We start from the raw sequence: 17,336 nt of genomic DNA, 5'->3' as shown, positions 1-17,336 counted from the left end.
CCACACCCCACACCCCACACCCCACACCCCACACCCCACACCCCACACCCCACACCCCACACCCCACACCCCACACCCCACACCCCACACCCCACACCCTGCCCACTATCAAACCTTGGTAACCGTTTCCACCTCTACATCTTTCAACTGCTCCAAAGACTGCCAAACGGTTTGCAGCAACGATTCTAACCCTTTTTGAGTCACGGCTGAAATTTGGAACACGGGTACATGGGTTAAGTGATTAAGTTCAGTAGCCAGCAGTTCTACCGTCTCTGAATCAACAGCATCTATCTTATTCAATGCCAGAATTTGAGGACGTTCTGACAACCCCCGTCCATAAGCCTGTAACTCGGCTTGAATGGTTTGATAATCGCCAATCGGATCATCAGCCGTAGCGTCAATTAGGTGCAATAACAAGCGTGTGCGTTCGATATGGCGAAGAAAGTCATACCCTAACCCGGTTCCCAGATGCGCCCCTTCAATTAATCCCGGAATGTCGGCAAACACTGTACCATCACCTGTAGGTTTGCGAACCACACCTAAATTGGGTACTAAAGTTGTAAACGGATAATCGGCAATTTTCGGGCGTGCAGCAGAAAGGGCGGCAATCAGGGTAGACTTACCAGCATTGGGTAAACCAATAATTCCCACTTCTGCCAGTAATTTTAACTCCAAACGTAAGCGGCGATACTCTCCAGGGAGTCCGGGTAAGGCATAATCAGGAGCGCGATTGCGATTGCTCAAAAAATGCTTGTTCCCTAATCCTCCCTTACCTCCCTTAGCCGCGCAAAAGGTTTGTCCCGGTTGGACTAAATCCCCGATAATTTCCTGGGTATCTGCATCATAGACAACTGTACCGCAGGGAACTTGAATCGTGCGATCGCGCCCATTAGCACCCGTTCGATTATTCGGTCCCCCACGTCCCCCATTGTCGGCTTGGAAGCGATGGGCATATTTCAAATCCAGCAAGGTTTGCAGGTGTTCAGCCGCCACCAGAATCACATCTCCACCCCGTCCCCCATTCCCACCCGCAGGTCCTCCCGCAGGCACATATTTCTCCCGTCGGAAGGCGACAATCCCATCGCCGCCCTTTCCCGCTTCTACTTCAATTTCTGCTTGATCAATAAATTGCATGATTTGTCATTTGTCATTCGTCATTGGTCATTTGTCAAAGACGTCTTACGTTTAATCTAGTCGGGGCGGGTGTAGGGTGCGTTAGCGTAGCGTAACGCACCATTTCAAAGGATAGTAGTGAAACCCGCCCCTACAGACGAATCATGGCACATCTCTACACTAAAAATATTTCGAGACATCTTCGCCCCGTTCATCTGCCAGATAGGATAATGCCCGGAAGCGCAAGCCGACTAACTGATCATAGAGTGGATTGATCTTACACATTGCTGGAATGTGGGCGACTTTGCGACCGAATAGGTTGACATCCCGTTCAAACGGACATTGAGAAGGAATAATATTGCAGACGAATCGGGCAACTCGTGGGTCATGAATGTCCATCCCGTCCAGCCATTTGCGTAAAGGATGCAGAATATCTGAATGGGGATGGGGAGAGGTTCCCGGTTGCTGGGCGTCTTGGTGGACACTATCTGGTGTATCCGTTTCCTCACCATCGTAAAGAGTGTGCCGCAGGGAGTTCAATGCCTCGATTTGCAGTCCTAGCGCCTCGCAGAACTCTTGCAGAACATTGTCTTCTGCCGCCGAGTAGATACCATCTGCCATCGCCACCATGACAGCTGTTCTGATAAAGTTCTCGGCGGTATGCTTGTTATGACCTAACGCCGCAGCCAGTTCTTCGGCAGAAATAGTTTGTTCAACCGACTGTGGATCTTTATCCACCTCCAGGAGTTCATGAGTCAGTTGAGAAACAATCTCTTTTTCTTCGGGATCAAAGTGACCATCAGCCCAAGCCACGGTACACAAACCGCGCAGCCAAGCTGAAATTTGGTCTTCAGTGTAGGGAGATTGAGTGACAGTCGTCATAATTATCTAAATGACCTCAACGAACACGATGTAAGAGCGAACCTTGGCAGAGTCCTAAGCTGCTATGCAGCTAAATCAATAATTTAGCTCCTGAAACCCTTTGATAGCTTAGATTGCCTTATCAAATTAAATGCGTTACAGCTTAACAGGCTGTAAACTAGGAGACTAAACGACTGGGGTTTAGTGACAACGGCATTACCCTACCAGGGTTGGAACTGTTTCCACTCTTCATCTTAACTACTACGGAAGAGAAGTTCTGGTTACTATCGGCACAATCAGGCTGAGACGATTGGTAACACAGCTAAAATTGTGGGATATATTTTACGGTTAAATCGGCGGCATAAACCCATGACTTCTATTATTCAGTTGAGTGGAATCTATATCTACCCGATTAAGTCAGCAGGTGGGATCGCACTCTCTACGGCTCAGGTGAGCGATCGCGGTTTACAGTACAAGCGATGGTGCAGGCTCCCTCGTGATTTATCCGAGGGATGAAACCGAATTTCGACAAGCTCAATTGCCGCAAGGCGTCCAGCAAGCGCAACTAAAGTTGCGAGTGTATTTTTTTTCTAACTCTACTCAATTAATAGTGTAGTATAATATTAGCAAACGTTGTGTATGATCGAGCAAGTGTTTAATCTGATTTACGAGTTTAAGCTAAAACCAACTACCGCTCAAGTAGCCACTTTTGCTGAGTGGCTAGAACAATGTCGTAGAGTCTATAACTATGCCCTTTGTGAGCGGAAAGATTGGGCAAATTCCCGTAAGTCTCCAATAAACGCTTGTTCGATCAAATACGAGTACATTATACCAGCGGATGCACCAGCACCCAACTATTCCAGTCAGTGCGAAAGTCTCACTCAGGCTAAAAAGAATATCCCTGCACTTAAGCAGGTACACTCACAAGTGCTACAGCAAACCCTTAAGCGTTTGCAAAAGGCATTTGAGGGAATGTGGGAGAATGGGCGAGGGTTTCCACGGTTTAAGAAAGCGGGTCGGATGCGGTCATTTGTTTTTCCATCAATGGGAAAAGATCCCATTCAAGGGAGATATGTCAAATTCCCTAAAATTGGGCGGGTTAAATTCATACAATCCCGTCCAATTCCCGATGCTGCAATTATTAAACAAGCACGAATCGTAAGACGGGTATCCGGCTGGTATGCACAGTTAACCTTACAATGGAAAGTAGATGTGCCCTTCGACTTCGCTCAGGGCATCGCCTGAAATCAGTCCGACTGGTACATCACTGGGAATAGATGTCGGCTTAATGCACTTTGCCGCCGTGTCTAATGGGCGAACGTTTCTAGGGTCCACGACCATTTAAACATCTAGAAGGCAAGCTTAAATCGCTGCAAAAGAAGGTGTCTAAAAAGCGTCCAGGGTCAAACAATCGCGCCAAAGCACAAGCCAAAGTGTCACGACTACATGAGCGAATAGCTTGCCACCGCAAAAACTACCATTGGGAGTTAGCCCATAACCTTTGTGATTGGGCGGATATGATATTTGCCGAACAACTCAACTTGAAAGCGTTAGGTCGAGGCTTTTTAGCTAAACACTGCCTAGATGCAGGGTGGGGTCAGTTTCTAGATATCCTATCTCAATGTTGTTTTAAGCGGGGTGTGTACTTCCAGAAAGTACCCGCAGCCGGAACAAGTCAGACTTGCCCCAACTGTTTAGAGGATACAGGTAAGAAAAAGCTCTCTCAACGGGTACACAAATGCCAGTATTGTGGGTATGAATGCGATCGGGATGTAGCATCCGCTCGCATTATAGAAATTAAAGGACTGTTAACCTTGAGCGAAGTCGAAAGGCAAGCCGTGGGACACACACCATCTAAGCTTTCTGAGGGTAAAGGTTTCATCCGAGAAGATGTAAAACTCTGCCTCCCTGTGACGGAAGAATCACCCGCGTTTTAACCGGGTGAGTGTCAAACTATGACCGACGCTGGATGCTCGTGGATGAAAAGGGTAAGTTTCTCACCCAGCGTCAGTTTCCTCGCATGGCGTTGATTCAAGTGCGGTTGGGGGAGAACGAGTTAGTCGTAGAAGCACCCAACCAGCCCAGCTTATCCATTCCCCTAGACTATGAAAGTGACCATCGCCTCCCGGTGCAAATCTGGAATGATATCTGCCAAGCTATGCCATTGGATCAAGAGTTCAGTCAGTGGTTATCGGTGCAATTTCTTTTCGCGTGGTTAAACCTTGTTCTCGATGTACGATTACCACAGTAGATCAATCTCAGGGGATACGAGGTAAAGAACCCTTAGCAACACTGGCAAACTATCGGCTGCGGAATGGGAAAATCTTTTTTGGGCAAAACGTGATTCAAGAACAGTTGGGAACACTGCGGGTAGGGAATAAGGTGGAAATTGAGAGTTTTGGTGAAAGGATTTGACGGCATTTGTACGTTAAGCTGGTGAGAGCCACAGAAGCTGCACGTTCTAGATATGGTCAATCCACCGCCCGTTATATCCACTGTTGCTACCGATACTTGGGTTGAAGTAATCTGGGAAGATTTTCTCACCTTTGCTGATGATCCCACCTTAGCCAGTGGCAGGTTTTATTATGATCAGGGTTACATGAGGATTGAAATGGCTCCACTCGGTTCGGCACACGGTCAGGACAACTCCATTCTCTCTACGGTGATTGTCTTGTATGCCACCATTAAAAATATTCCCATCAAAGAACTAACGAATACCAGCTTCAGGAAAGCCAGATTGCGAGAATGCCAGCCAGATATTGCCTTCTACATCGGTAAAACTATAACTTTTCCGCCTCATACTAATGCACCCGTTAACTTGAATGAACTTGATCCCCCAACGCTAGTGGTTGAAATTGCCGCTTCATCTTTGGAAGATGACACAGAGCGCAAACAAAAACTCTATCAACGTCTAGGAGTACGAGAATATTGGGTTGTCAATGTCAATGCTGGCAAGATAATCGCTTATTCTCTGTCCGCAACAAACGCTGAATTGATTCGAGAATCTCAAGTTTTGCCGGGACTAGCGATTGATTTAGTTGAAGAAGCTCTTAAACGTTCTAAAACTGAAGATGACGGCGCAGTTAGTCGTTGGTGGTTAAGGACTATTAGTGTTTAATGCGGTAAAAGTGGGAACTGTGATTTCGGTTGAAATTAAGGTTTAAATGCCGAACAGCTTACTTATACTCCAAAAGGGGTATTGATGAACAATTTAATAATTCCCACTAAAGCACCGATTAGCAGGACGAGAAGAGATAGAGAATTAATTCCAAAACCAATACCGCGTTTTTCCGCCGCTGTATAGTAACCCCAGGCATAAATAATTCGCCCAATCACCCAAACCGCACCAATTCCCGCTCCCCAAATTGGACTAACAAACAGAGAGAATAACCATAAACTGGGTAAAAAGAGGAGCAATTGTTCTGACGTATTTTGTTGCACGCGAAACACACACTCAAAATTGACATCTCCTGAAATTTGAGGTGCAGGTATATTATATTTTGCTCTGGCTCGACCCACATTGATCGTGAGAACAAAGTAAACCAAAAGAGTGGCAATGGTGGCTAAAGCGGGAAAAATCAGTGATTTCAGTTCAATCATCGTTAACTCCAATGGCTGATTGGGGAAAATATTTTTTTTGTTGCTGATTACATTTTACTGATTTCTTCGATAAAATCAACCGCTCCTTTCGGAGATAAAAGTTTGCAGTAATGTTTATAGCTTAAAGCCTCAAACAATAAGTTTCCTGTCCTTAAATAAGGAGTCTCTAAACTATAGGATTTATCGTTGAGCTTTTGCCAAACAAGTTCGGCACTAGACCAGGTAAATCCGGTTAAATTTTGGCTTTCCCGATAATCTATAGTGATATCGGCAGCTTGATAGGCATTTTTGATAATAACATCAACATAATTGTATGCCCAGTTTAACGCCAGTTCGTTCATTTTTGAGTTAGAGTGATGTTCCCCTAGAGAGCGAAACCCTAAATTAGCAGCATCAATGCGATGAGCTGTATTGACTTTGCACCAAATCTGTTCGTAATCAGCGTTAACCTCATTCACTGAAGGAAAATACGTGCTGGTGTAGATTTTGCCATTTTCCACGGTTGGCTTACTTTCCAGAAACTTGTCCAAACGGGTATAGATAGTATTGACGACATTATTTGGATTAATCGCATCGCGATGATAGTTTTCTATTATCCGTTGAGCGTAGATACACCAATTGGTTCTGGCTTCTTCAAGAGTGGATGCTTCAATTTTAGACATAGAATTAACGCCAATACTGCTTGGATAAGACTGATCTCCCCTAGCCCCCTTTAAGATCCCCCTTCCGTCCCGCTTAAAAAGGGGGAGACCAAATGATAAATGACAAATAACAAAAAGCAGCCTGTCCAACTAGACAAGCTGCTTCGGTCATGAACTATAGCAGATGGGTGAGGACTACATCATCCCCATGCCGCCCATACCACCCATACCACCCATGCCGCCCATGCCGCCCATGCCGCCCATGCCGCCCATGTCAGGCGCAGCGGATTTCGGCTCAGGTTTCTCGACAACCAGGGCTTCGGTGGTTAGAACCATCCCGGCAATGGAACCGGCATTCTGAAGTGCTGAACGCACAACCTTAGCGGGATCGAGAATACCAGCAGCAATTAAATCTTCCAGCTTACCTGTCGCGGCATTGTAACCGATATTGCCTTGGCTCTCTCGTACTTTCTCGACAATCACCGCACCTTCAACCCCAGCATTATCCGCCATCTGACGCAGAGGGGCTTCTAAGGTTTTGGCAACAATATCCGCACCGATTTGCTCTTCCGCATCCAGGCTACCTTTGATGCCATCAACTTTGGAAATTAAGCGAATCAGCGTGGTTGCACCGCCAGGAACAATCCCCTCATCGATCGCGGCTTTGGTGGCATTCAGGGCATCTTCAATCCGCAGCTTGCGATCTTTGAGTTCCGTTTCTGTGGCTGCACCGACTTTAATTACCGCTACACCACCAGCAAGTTTAGCAATCCGCTCTTGCAGTTTCTCTTTATCGTAGTCAGAATCGGTTTCATCAAGCTGTTTGCGAATTTGAGCAATGCGCTTCTCCACTTCTGGTTTGGTGTCACCACTGGCGACAATGGTGGTTGAGTCTTTGTCGATGGTGATTTTCCGCGCCGTTCCCAGCATCTCAGTAGAAGCGCTATCTAAGCTGAGACCGATTTCTTCGGAAATTAGCTGACCCCCAGTCAGAACCGCAATATCTTGCAGCATCTGCTTGCGGCGATCGCCAAATCCTGGCGCTTTGACGGCGGCGACGTTGAGAACTCCCCGCGCTTTGTTTACCACCAAGGTGGCTAAGGCTTCCCCTTCCACATCTTCAGAAATAATCAGTAGGGGTTTGCTGGCACGGGCAACTTTTTCCAGGATGGAAACTAATTCTTGGATGTTATTAATTTTTTTATCAGTAATCAGGATATAGGAATCTTCAAATTCCACGGTCATCCGTTCCTGATCGGTGACAAAGTAGGGGGATAGGTAACCCCGGTCAATTTGCATCCCTTCCACGACTTCCAGTTCAGTGGAGAGCGATTTTGACTCTTCTACGGTAATTACTCCATCCTTGGTTACCTTGTCCATCGCCTCGGCAATCATTTGCCCGACTTCCTCGTCGTTCCCGGCTGAGACAGTGGCGACTTGTGCGATCGCATCGCCAACGACGGGTTGAGCCATGGACTCAATTTCTTTAACCAGATGATTAATGGTTTTCTCAATTCCTCGACGTACAGCCACCGGATTAGCACCAGCTGCAACGTTTTTGAGTCCTTGCCGAACCATCTCCTGTGCCAGGACGGTAGCGGTTGTGGTACCGTCTCCCGCAATTTCTTTGGTCTTGGAGGCGACTTCTCGAATCAGTCGCGCACCTGTATTTTCTAAGGGGTCTTCCAGTTCAATTTCTTGGGCGACGGTGATACCATCGTTAACAATCTGGGGAGCGCCAAAGGACTTCTCTAGCAGCACATTCCGCCCTTTTGGTCCAAGGGTAATCCGGACGGCATCTGCTAAAGCATTGACTCCTCGTTCTAAAGCTCGCCGTGATTCTTCGTTAAACGAAACGATTTTTGCCATAGGGTTCCCAATACTTACTCGTTACTCCATTAGCAAATTTAGCACTCTTGTTACGTGAGTGCTAATTCTGGTACGGTTCGGTTATTACGGTAGAAGGCAGGAAGCAGGAGGTAGGAGGGTAAGAGGTGGTGTGGAGTCAGCGCTGAAACTCAGTCCCCGTTAGGATAGAGAGAGTCGAGTTGCCTTTAATCGTTATGACAGAAACCAAACCCCTTGACGAAATTATTCAACGACTGGATGCCCTTTCTCTAGAGTGGGGAGGGCGGGTTTTGTTGTTCATTTATCGGTGAATAGCTGAATTAATTCCCTAAACCCGCCCCTACAATTGTCCCTAAACCCGCCCCTATAATTGAGTTATAACCTATTCCTTCAACCATTGTAAAAGGTCAGATTCGCTGATCTGTTGAATCCCTAATTCTTGGGCTTTTTCTAATTTAGATCCGGCATCTTCACCAATCAGTAAATAGTCGGTTTTAGAACTGACAGAACTGGTCACTTTCCCACCAGCGTTTTGAATTATTTTTTTGGCTTCATCTCGCTTCAGTGTGGGTAATGTCCCAGTAATCACAAAGGTTTTTCCCTGCAACGGTTGAGAGGTTACTTCCGCCGACGCTGCTTTGGGTTCACCCGCCAGTTGCAAATTTGCTTCTCGCAGTCGATTAATTAAGGTCTGATTACTGGGAACTCGAAACCAATCATAAACCGATTGGGCAATTTCCGATCCAATTCCATAGACGCTTTCAATATCCGTAACACGGGCTGCTGTTAATTGGTCTACACTAGGAAACTGTTGTGCTAAAATTTGAGCATTCACAGTACCCACATAGCGAATCCCTAAACCATAGAGAACTCGTGACCAAGGTTGAATTTTGGATTGTTCAATTTGGTTGATTAATTTCTGGGCGGATTTTTCACCCATCCGTTCTAAATCGGTTAATTGATCTAGAGTAAGTTGATAAAGGTCAGCAACGGAATGGACTAAACCGGAATCGACTAGCTGATTCACCAGCTTTTCTCCTAACCCGTTGATATCCAATGCACCACGACTTGCCCAGTGGTTAAGTGAACCTTTGACAATTGCGGGACAAGAAATATTAATACAGCGCGTTACCGCCTCCCCTGGGGGACGCACGACGGGTTGATGGCACACCGGACAATCAGTAGGCATTTGTACTGGTTTAGCTTCCGGTGGACGCAATTCTCGAAGCACCCGCACGACTTCAGGGATAATTTCCCCAGCTTTGCGAACAATCACGGTATCACCGAGATGAAGATTTAATTCCTCGATGCGATCGCGGTTATGTAACGTCGCCCGTGAAACAGTTGTCCCGGCTAGCTGTACGGGTTTGAGTTCCGCCACTGGGGTTAATGCGCCAGTTCGTCCCACCTGAACTGTAACATTTTGCACCACTGTAGGGACTTCTTCAGCCGGATACTTGAGTGCGATCGCCCATCGGGGAAATTTTTGGGTAAAGCCTAATTGTGCTTGTAGAGAAAACGAATTCAGCTTCACCACCACCCCATCCGTCATGTAGGGTAAACCACGTCGTTGACTGTCCCAATATTGATAATACTCCTCCACCTCTGCTAGAGACGAGCAACGTTTCCGATGCGGATTCACCTGGAATCCCAAATCACGCAGGAATTCCAACGCCTCCCATTGAGAATTGAGTGTTGGCACCGTTTCCCGTTCCTCTGATCTGGGAAGATGTAACGTATAGGCAAAGAAATCCAACTGTCTGCGATCGACTATTTTTGGATCTAATTGCCGCAAAGTACCCGCTGCAGCATTCCGAGGATTGGCAAATAACGCTTCCCCGGCGGCTTCCCGTTCTCGATTAATCCCTTCAAACACATCCAAAGGCAAAAACGCCTCGCCTCGCACTTCTACAATTGGCGGCGGTGTTTCCGTATTTAACCGTAAAGGAATCGAACGAATCGTGCGAACATTCTGAGTAATATCTTCCCCCGTGACACCATCGCCCCGTGTAACTCCCCGCACCAATATACCGTCTTTGTACGTGAGTGCGATCGCGGAACCATCGATCTTTAGTTCACAGACATACTCAACATCTTTAATATCCGGTGCATAACGTTGCCATCGTTCTTGCCACTTCGCCAACTCCTCTAAATTAAACGCATTCTCTAAACTATAGAGGGGGATATTATGGCGAACCGAAGAAAATTCTGATGCAGGTTTCTCGCCCACGCGCTGAGTCGGACTATCCGGCGTGATTAACTCCGGATACTGGGTTTCTAAGTCTTGTAATTCCCGATAGAGTTGGTCATAGACAGCATCCTCCATAATAGGATTGTCGCGGACATAGTAAGCATAACTCGCTTGTTGTAGAAGATTTCGCAGTTCTTGAACCCGCTGCTTGACATTGGTCATTTTTCTTTCGTCATTGGTCATTAGTCATTCGTCCTTTGTATAGCGCTACGCGCCAGACTCTCTTGCAATAGTGAACAAAAAAGCTTACCTTACAAGGGATTGAGTGATTTGAATTTTTCTTATATATCCTAACCTTAGTGCGTAGTGCTTTAATTCTATAAAATGTTCTCCCCCATAGAGCCAATCCCTCTGCGAACCTCTGCGCGAACCTCTGCGCCCCTCTGCGTTGAAAAACTACATAAGCTTGGACGTTTTCCTGCACTAATCAGCATTCAAAACTCATCCATTTATTTAACTTAATTTCCAATAAAAATTAGCCGTTATACTTGGTAAATAAGCAACTTATCTAATCATCAAACAGAATACCGGAACTCTCAATGTGGCAATCATCCATCGAATCACTCAACAATGGTCGGATTCAGAAGATTTCTCTTCTGTCTAATAATAACCCAATCCTTTACTCAGAAATCATCCAGCTATGGCAGGATAACCCTGATTTTCGGACATTCTTCATCTCCCTACTCGCCGATGCTCCATTTTCCGCCTTTTTCTGGGAAACTCCGCCTATCACCGACGCCACAGTAAACCAGGTATTCGAGTTTGTTCTCGTCAATAGTCCATCCCTGGTAAATATACAAGCTGATCCCAGTGATTTTGCTCGCCATTTTTCCGCCGCCGGAGAAAACAAGTCCATTATTACATTTCCCAATCTGGGAAAGGATGCGTTGCTGGTTGTGCCTTGTCCCCAAGCCTCTACGTCTCCATACTGCCATTTGGCGGCTTTTATGCGTGAAGCACCCGAACATCAGCAGCACGCCTTGTGGCAAAATGTGGGGTCAGCGTTAGAGCAACGGCTGAATCCGCGTCCTACCTGGGTAAGCACTTCAGGGTTAGGGGTGTATTGGTTGCATATCCGGCTAGATTCACGCCCGAAATACTACACCTATCAGCCATACAAAGTTATTTAAACTTTACCCTGACATAAGACATGAAGACCAAAAGTATCTGTCACCTAACAGATAAGAACCTAAGAGTGATTGTGTAGGGGCGATTCGCTTATATCAATTAACAACACCAATCCACTTAATAAACTCGGGTCGCCCTTTAATAGTCTTGCGTTTAGTCTAAACTGAAATAATTACCGATATCTGATGCAGGGCGACCCGATAAAATTAATCGGTGGGCGGTGTTAATTTGGTGCGGCGGGTCGCCCCGACAAGGTGTCTTTTATGATGATTGATAATCCTTGCTTACCTGACTACTCTGATTAAGCCCAAACATTGGGTCACACTATTCAAATATAAGTGCTAAACTAACCCTGAAATTGACTATATTCTCTATTACCTGTGATTAAGACATGACTCAAACTAAAATTGATTTACCCCCTGCCTTTCCTGACCATACTCAACTACCTGAATCTGATGGCACCTTTGTGAAAAATTTCCAAGAACATCCTCAAAGTATCATTTTGACCGATTCCATTGGTTCAGTTTTGCAGCAACTTCATCCTGATGGTGATTACGCTATTGGACAAGACTGCGGTATCTACTGGCGCGAAACCGAACCCCCAGAAAAAGGTGCAGAAGCTCCCGATTGGTTCTATGTTCCCAATGTTCCCCCATTACTGAATGGTGAAATCCGCCGTTCTTATGTTCTCTGGCGGGAATTGATGGCACCAATGATTGCCTTAGAATTTGCCAGTGGCAATGGAGACGAGGAACGAGATGCTACACCCTTATCGGTTTCCGCTGAAGGAGAAACCACTAAACCCGGTAAATTCTGGGTGTATGAACGGATTATTCGCATTCCCTACTATGGCATTTTTGAAGTCAAAACTAGCAAACTTGAGGTTTATAATTGGCTAAATTTTTCTTATCAAAAACTCCAACCGAATGAACGGGGTCACTATCCGATTACGCCCTTAGGAGTAGAACTAGGACTTTGGCACGGGACTTATCAAAATCAAACTCAACATTGGCTGCGTTGGTGGGATAGTGAAGGCAATCTTTTGTTAATTGGTGAAGAACGCGCCCAATTAGAACGTCAACGTGCTGAACAAGAACGTCAACGTGCTGAACAAGAACGCCAACGTGCTGAACAAGAACACCAACGTGCTGAACAAGAACGCCAACGCGCCGAACAAGCCGAGCAAAAAGCAGCAAGATTGGCAGAACGATTAAGAGCCATGGGCATTGACCCGGATTCAGAATAGATTAGTTAAGAGATGTCGTGGCGTGGCACACCTAAATTGATAGATTAAGGAACTGTAGGGGCACCATCCTTGCGCCCTTCCCGATACCGCATCAGACGGGAAATTACGATAAAACTTTTTTGCTGTCGTGACGTACAGAGTTTTGGTGGGGGCGCTTCCAGTTGTAGAATAATAGGGGAAATTTCCCGCCCAACAGGTTGAGTCTTCAGAAAATACAGGAGGAATGAACCGCAGATGCAGGAACACCAGGGTCATCCGAGCATCCACTCTCAAGACTGGTCATGGTCGCTTTGGTTTCCTGTACCCTTGTATCCTTATGGTAAACGACGCACTATCCGTTTGGAAGTGGTTAAGGATAGGATTTGGACGTTTGACCAGATTCAGGGGATTCTCTATGTGGTGGTCCCGATTCGGATGACGGTGATTAAGCTGGATGCTGGGGGGCTGTTGATTTATGCGCCTGTTGCACCTACCCCGGAATGTATCCGGCTGGTTCAGGAATTGGTGGGAGAGCATGGTGAGGTTAAATATATCATTCTGCCCACGGTTTCGGGGATTGAGCATAAAGTGTTTGTGGGTCCCTTTGCCCGCAAGTTTCCGAACGCCCAGGTGTTTGTTGCGCCGCACCAGTGGAGTTTTCCGGTGAATTTGCCCCTGAGTTGGTTGGGGTTTCCCAGGAAACGGACTCATCTGTTACCTGCGGATAGCCGTCAAACGCCTTTTGCTGATGAATTTGATTATGCTGTATTGGGTCCGGTTAATTTGGGGTTGGGACTCTTTGCTGAAGTGGGATTTTGGCACAAGCGATCGCGGACGCTTCTGGTGACGGATACTGTAGTTAGTGTACCCGAAGATCCGCCTGCGATCGCGCAACTTGATCCCTATCCGTTATTATTCCATGCCAGAGATCATGCCTTGGATATCGTTATCGATAATCCGATGACTCGCCGCAAGGGATGGCAACGCATCTCACTGTTTGCATTTTACTTCCGCCCCAGCGCCTTGGACACAATACCCTTCACTCAGACGTTACGGGAAGCGAGAAAGGCACCGGATTGGTCAAAGCAAGCCTATTTCGGTTTATTTCCCTTCAAATGGAAACCCGGTTGGCAGAAATCCTTTGACGCTTTGCGGGGAAATGGACGTCCCTTTGTTGCGCCAATTCTGCAAACCTTGATTTTGAATCGCGCACCGAAACAAACGTTGAACTGGGTGGAAAAGGTCGCCAGTTGGGAGTTTGAACGGATTATTCCCTGTCATTTAGAGGGTTCAATTGCGGCAAATCCGGATCAGTTTCGCCAAGCGTTTGGGTTCTTGGAACCGGATTTAAAGGGGAGTGAAAATAGCGGGAATCCAGACAATTATCCGTTGCCCGATAATGATTTTGAACTCTTACGGCAAATCGAAGCAACGTTAAAGCGGCGGGGGATTTTACCACCCGTTTCTGGAAGCAGGGCGACCCGATAGTATAGATAAGTCGGTTCTGTTATTTAATGCAGCGGGTCGCCCCTACAGATGCTGATTTTTCGATAATAATTTATCGTAATTATCACAATTATCGGAATTACCAGAATTGTCAGAATTGTCGTAATTATCGAAATTGTAGGGGCGAGTCGCTGGGCAAATGCAGCGGTATTCAGAATTAACCTATCTCGACTCGCCCCCGTCTAAATGGACTAAAAACATTCGTTATCATTTATTCCTGATAATTTATTCCTCATATTCTACCCAGCTATTCGGCGTTTCTGAGACAGCAACTTTGAGTTGTACGCCTTCAGGAATACGCTTTTTTGTTTCGTCATAAATGTATTGAGCAATCATTTCAGCGGTGGTTTCGTAATTATCCGGTAATATGTCATTCAAAATGCCGTGATCTAACCCGCCTTTGGTAACATCTTTTTTTGCCCAGCGCAAGGTTTTAAAATCAGCAACCATACTTGGGTGGGGACAGTGTTCGGAGGCGTGCAGGGTTGAGGATGTTGCTTCTAATCGCACTTTATAGGTATGTCCATGCATTCGACCACAGGGTCCATCGTAGTCTTTGATGTAATGGGCGCTATCAAATGTAAATTCGGTTACCAGTTTCCATTTAGACATATTTTTTACCGTTGGTCATTCGTCTTATGTTATTTGTCTTATGTTTGGCAATTATTTTAGTCACAATTGAGTCGGTGCGGGTTTAGTTACATCGGGGTAGGGTCAGAAAGGATGGTTGTGAAACCCGCCCCTACACACCAATAAAAAACAGGTTTATTGGCAGGTCGTGAAGGGTCAATACTCAAAACTATTCTATCTCCCAACGCTTATTTGATATAATAACATAGGTTCGTCAATTCCTCTTAAGAGGCGATGTTCACTATCGGTGATGTGTAATTGTAAGTGATTTTTAACCGCTTCATACACAATCCAGGAAATACAAATTCCACCGGGTTTCGCTTGAGATTGTAACCGGGCGGCAATATTGACCCCATCGCCTTGGACATCGGTGCCGTTGAAAAAGACATCGGCTAAGTGAATGCCAATACGATGTTGTAAGACGTCCTCATTGGGTAATCCTCGGGCGGCGAGGGAGAGGGTTTTTTGAATAGTTTGGGAACAATCAACGGCTTTGACGGCGGAGACAAAGTACATGAGTAACCCATCACCCATAGATTTGAGAACTTCTCCTTCAAATTGATGGCATAATTTGGTCATTAGTTTTAGGTCACGATGAATGGCGGCTAGGGTGGGTTGTTGGTTTTCATGCTGTTTTTGGGTGGAGTCTTTGATATCGGTAAAGACAATAGCAGCTAGGACATTATCTCCTAGAGAATGGGGAATAATTCTGCCTCGGTACTCTTTGGTGTCTTGGCTTTTGGGTTTTTCTGGATGTAGGCGTTCGCGAAAATACTGGCGATATAAATCATTGCGAATACTCACCTGATTTCCCACCAGATAGACCAATCCCATACTATTCAGTTTAAACGCGATCGCACCTTTTAGTTGCACCAGGCGATCGGCTTCCAGGATTTGGGTGAGGGCGTCGGCTAAGTCGGGATGTTTCTCTAAATTCCAGCGATGTAAGCGCAAATGATCTGCATAGATTCCGGTTTCAGTCGGGGCGTCTTCTAGGAGTTGGTTTAAGGTAATATCCTGACGGGCAATTTTATACAAGGCTAATCGGATGAGATGGGGATGTCCTCCCACCATTGCCATCAGTTGTTTGATATCATTCCAGGTGAAGTCTAAACCATAGCGCAGGGCTAAGTCTTGTACCTGATGGGCGTCAAATTCGGATAATTCAATCGGTAATCCGACATTAAAGGGGGATTGGTCGTTACTTAGGGGAATATAAACTTCTGTCCCATGGACAATAATCAGGCGAAAATTCTTCCAAATTTCATGTTGTTTTGCCTTTTCATGCCAAGCCCGGAGTAAGCCGAAAAAGTCATCGGCGACATGTTCGTGAGGGAAAATTCGGTCAACGGCATCGAGTCCTAAGGCTAGGGGACTTCTCAGGGTGGGTAAGAGATATTTTTCAAAGTAATTGGTACAGTTTTTTTTACTGCCCAGAAATTTACTCCAACGGTTTTCTAACTGGATGGGTAGGTGTAAGTCATCGGTAACGGTAGCACAAAACCATTGTAGAAATTGATTTAAATCCGCAAAAACTTCCCGTTCTGCTAACTCAAAGTTTAATGCCACTGACTGACAGCCTTGTCGTTCAGCGTGATACAGTAATCGCACCATGAGGGAGGTTTTACCCATTTGTCGCGGCGCTTTAATCCGAATCAAACTCCCTGGTTTACTAACTTCTTCATAGGCGCGAGATTCATCAGCAGGGCGTTGGACATAGCAGGGGGAGGCTAAATCCAGTTGACCGCCGGGTAGTTCCCAGATGGGGGAAGGAAATGTCGTTGTACTTGGAGGGGGTGAGGGGGTGAGAGTATCGGCGTTGTTGATAGTGGCGTTGGGTAATCCTTCCAGAATTAGTCGTAAACGTTTGATGGTGACTCGTTTTCCGGTAACTTCAGACAACAGCTTCCATAACTTCGGCGCTAAATCTCGCTGGACGGTATTCTGGCTATAGCCCATGACTTGAATGGTTTTGAGTTTTTTGCCCGCTAAGGCTTGACTCAGGATAGTCTTTTGGGCGTCGTTCAGTACGTTTCCTGTTTTCTGGGCAATCCAATACTCGGCTAATTCAACCAGCTTTATGACCTCTGCATCTGCCATCTGGCATTCCAATTTGTGGCTCTAATGACCACGCTAGCATAAAACTGAATTTTTTGAATTTTTTGAATAATATGATACTTCTGTTCAGTGAAAGTCCTGACTTTCCTGAATACCACGGTTGAATAATTCGTCGATTAAGTTATTGATTTTTCGACCATTAAAGCATAATTGTATGGCGTTTCTGTCTTACCGGTGTAATATTAAGAGAATTTACGCAAATGAGTGGTACGGCGCTAACTGGAATGCCACTGACTGGTGTGCTGGTGGGCCCTTGCGAAGTCGGGTGGGCCCTTGCGAAGTCGAAACCCAACCTACGCTCTATCAAAGGTTTCGGCGATTCCTTAATGCAAACCACCCATAATTCGTGCCGTTTGCCTCGCTTGTTGCGAAAATCCTTGACTTTTTTGAATTCTTCAATTATGCGAGTAAGCAT

At 46.0% G+C, this 17,336-nt stretch carries 15 protein-coding genes and 1 pseudogene; 8 read left to right on the top strand and 8 right to left on the bottom strand.

Annotated elements, in window-relative coordinates:
* Positions 1-108: 108 nt before the first annotated feature.
* Positions 109-1,134: a GTPase ObgE gene (gene obgE / locus RIG27_RS02785; RefSeq protein ID WP_446342214.1), complete on the bottom strand. Its 1,026-nt coding sequence runs from the start codon at positions 1,132-1,134 to the stop codon at positions 109-111.
* 159 nt (positions 1,135-1,293) lie between these two features.
* Positions 1,294-1,995, bottom strand: coding sequence for a Mo-dependent nitrogenase C-terminal domain-containing protein (locus tag RIG27_RS02780; protein WP_446342212.1), 702 nt, complete (start codon positions 1,993-1,995; stop codon positions 1,294-1,296).
* A gap of 348 nt (positions 1,996-2,343) precedes the next feature.
* On the opposite strand from RIG27_RS02780, the gene RIG27_RS02775 reads away from it, so the two are divergent.
* The 5 genes and pseudogenes from RIG27_RS02775 (at position 2,344) to RIG27_RS02755 (ending at position 5,092) form a co-directional block, all read left to right on the top strand.
* The gene (locus tag RIG27_RS02775; RefSeq protein ID WP_446342211.1) at positions 2,344-2,490 is read left to right on the top strand and encodes an MOSC N-terminal beta barrel domain-containing protein; all 147 of its coding nucleotides are present in this window, start codon (positions 2,344-2,346) and stop codon (positions 2,488-2,490) included.
* A gap of 135 nt (positions 2,491-2,625) precedes the next feature.
* Positions 2,626-3,911, top strand: a pseudogene (locus RIG27_RS02770) (RNA-guided endonuclease InsQ/TnpB family protein).
* Positions 3,912-3,919: 8 nt separating this feature from the next.
* Complete coding sequence (locus RIG27_RS02765; protein WP_446342209.1) at positions 3,920-4,225, top strand: MOSC domain-containing protein; 306 nt, start codon at positions 3,920-3,922, stop codon at positions 4,223-4,225.
* The gene (locus RIG27_RS02760) at positions 4,186-4,389 is read left to right on the top strand and encodes an MOSC domain-containing protein (RefSeq protein WP_446342207.1); all 204 of its coding nucleotides are present in this window, start codon (positions 4,186-4,188) and stop codon (positions 4,387-4,389) included. The genes RIG27_RS02765 and RIG27_RS02760 overlap by 40 nt, the downstream gene beginning before the upstream one ends.
* A 52-nt stretch (positions 4,390-4,441) precedes the next feature.
* A complete protein-coding gene (locus RIG27_RS02755) occupies positions 4,442-5,092 on the top strand; it encodes a Uma2 family endonuclease (protein ID WP_446342205.1) in 651 nt (216 codons plus the stop codon).
* Positions 5,093-5,154: 62 nt separating this feature from the next.
* Here the strand turns inward: RIG27_RS02755 and RIG27_RS02750 are convergent, their stop codons facing one another.
* From RIG27_RS02750 to ligA, 4 genes are all read right to left on the bottom strand, one after another.
* Positions 5,155-5,574 carry an MAPEG family protein gene (locus RIG27_RS02750; RefSeq protein ID WP_446342203.1) on the bottom strand — a complete coding sequence of 140 codons (420 nt, stop codon included), beginning with the start codon at positions 5,572-5,574 and terminating at the stop codon, positions 5,155-5,157.
* A 47-nt stretch (positions 5,575-5,621) separates the two neighbouring features.
* On the bottom strand, positions 5,622-6,236 hold the full coding sequence (locus RIG27_RS02745; protein ID WP_446342201.1) for a hypothetical protein: 615 nt from the start codon (positions 6,234-6,236) through the stop codon (positions 5,622-5,624).
* 174 nt (positions 6,237-6,410) lie between these two features.
* A complete protein-coding gene (gene groL / locus RIG27_RS02740; protein ID WP_446342199.1) occupies positions 6,411-8,084 on the bottom strand; it encodes a chaperonin GroEL in 1,674 nt (557 codons plus the stop codon).
* Positions 8,085-8,445: 361 nt separating this feature from the next.
* Entirely contained in the window at positions 8,446-10,497 is a 2,052-nt protein-coding gene (gene ligA, locus RIG27_RS02735) for an NAD-dependent DNA ligase LigA (RefSeq protein WP_446342197.1), read from the bottom strand.
* A gap of 356 nt (positions 10,498-10,853) precedes the next feature.
* Between ligA and RIG27_RS02730 the strand changes: the two genes are divergently transcribed.
* From RIG27_RS02730 to RIG27_RS02720, 3 genes are all read left to right on the top strand, one after another.
* Complete coding sequence (locus RIG27_RS02730) at positions 10,854-11,444, top strand: DUF6940 family protein (protein WP_446342195.1); 591 nt, start codon at positions 10,854-10,856, stop codon at positions 11,442-11,444.
* 389 nt (positions 11,445-11,833) lie between these two features.
* On the top strand, positions 11,834-12,688 hold the full coding sequence (locus RIG27_RS02725; RefSeq protein ID WP_446342193.1) for a Uma2 family endonuclease: 855 nt from the start codon (positions 11,834-11,836) through the stop codon (positions 12,686-12,688).
* Between the two features lie 234 nt (positions 12,689-12,922).
* Complete coding sequence (locus RIG27_RS02720) at positions 12,923-14,155, top strand: DUF4336 domain-containing protein (protein ID WP_446342191.1); 1,233 nt, start codon at positions 12,923-12,925, stop codon at positions 14,153-14,155.
* Positions 14,156-14,398: 243 nt separating this feature from the next.
* Here RIG27_RS02720 and RIG27_RS02715 read toward each other — a convergent pair whose 3' ends face one another.
* Together RIG27_RS02715 and RIG27_RS02710 are read right to left on the bottom strand one after the other, a co-directional pair.
* The gene (locus tag RIG27_RS02715; protein WP_446342189.1) at positions 14,399-14,785 is read right to left on the bottom strand and encodes a 6-pyruvoyl trahydropterin synthase family protein; all 387 of its coding nucleotides are present in this window, start codon (positions 14,783-14,785) and stop codon (positions 14,399-14,401) included.
* A 192-nt stretch (positions 14,786-14,977) separates the two neighbouring features.
* Complete coding sequence (locus RIG27_RS02710; RefSeq protein WP_446342187.1) at positions 14,978-16,903, bottom strand: AAA-like domain-containing protein; 1,926 nt, start codon at positions 16,901-16,903, stop codon at positions 14,978-14,980.
* Positions 16,904-17,336: the final 433 nt, after the last annotated feature.

The organism is Coleofasciculus sp. F4-SAH-05, assembly GCF_040222985.1.
Lineage (GTDB): Bacteria > Cyanobacteriota > Cyanobacteriia > Cyanobacteriales > Coleofasciculaceae > Coleofasciculus > Coleofasciculus chthonoplastes.
This window is presented reverse-complemented; position numbering and strand designations above follow the sequence as displayed.

Excerpts from the sequence above, each read along its gene's own strand:
- RIG27_RS02750 (WP_446342203.1), bottom strand. The coding sequence starts at position 5,574 with ATGATTGAACTGAAATCACTGATTTTTCCCGCTTTAGCCACCATTGCC.
- RIG27_RS02780 (WP_446342212.1), bottom strand. The coding sequence starts at position 1,995 with ATGACGACTGTCACTCAATCTCCCTACACTGAAGACCAAATTTCAGCT.
- obgE (WP_446342214.1), bottom strand. The coding sequence starts at position 1,134 with ATGCAATTTATTGATCAAGCAGAAATTGAAGTAGAAGCGGGAAAGGGC.
- RIG27_RS02725 (WP_446342193.1), top strand. The coding sequence starts at position 11,834 with ATGACTCAAACTAAAATTGATTTACCCCCTGCCTTTCCTGACCATACT.
- RIG27_RS02745 (WP_446342201.1), bottom strand. The coding sequence starts at position 6,236 with ATGTCTAAAATTGAAGCATCCACTCTTGAAGAAGCCAGAACCAATTGG.
- RIG27_RS02715 (WP_446342189.1), bottom strand. The coding sequence starts at position 14,785 with ATGTCTAAATGGAAACTGGTAACCGAATTTACATTTGATAGCGCCCAT.
- RIG27_RS02730 (WP_446342195.1), top strand. The coding sequence starts at position 10,854 with ATGTGGCAATCATCCATCGAATCACTCAACAATGGTCGGATTCAGAAG.
- RIG27_RS02755 (WP_446342205.1), top strand. The coding sequence starts at position 4,442 with ATGGTCAATCCACCGCCCGTTATATCCACTGTTGCTACCGATACTTGG.
- RIG27_RS02710 (WP_446342187.1), bottom strand. The coding sequence starts at position 16,903 with ATGGCAGATGCAGAGGTCATAAAGCTGGTTGAATTAGCCGAGTATTGG.
- ligA (WP_446342197.1), bottom strand. The coding sequence starts at position 10,497 with ATGACCAATGACGAAAGAAAAATGACCAATGTCAAGCAGCGGGTTCAA.
- RIG27_RS02775 (WP_446342211.1), top strand. The coding sequence starts at position 2,344 with ATGACTTCTATTATTCAGTTGAGTGGAATCTATATCTACCCGATTAAG.
- RIG27_RS02720 (WP_446342191.1), top strand. The coding sequence starts at position 12,923 with ATGCAGGAACACCAGGGTCATCCGAGCATCCACTCTCAAGACTGGTCA.
- groL (WP_446342199.1), bottom strand. The coding sequence starts at position 8,084 with ATGGCAAAAATCGTTTCGTTTAACGAAGAATCACGGCGAGCTTTAGAA.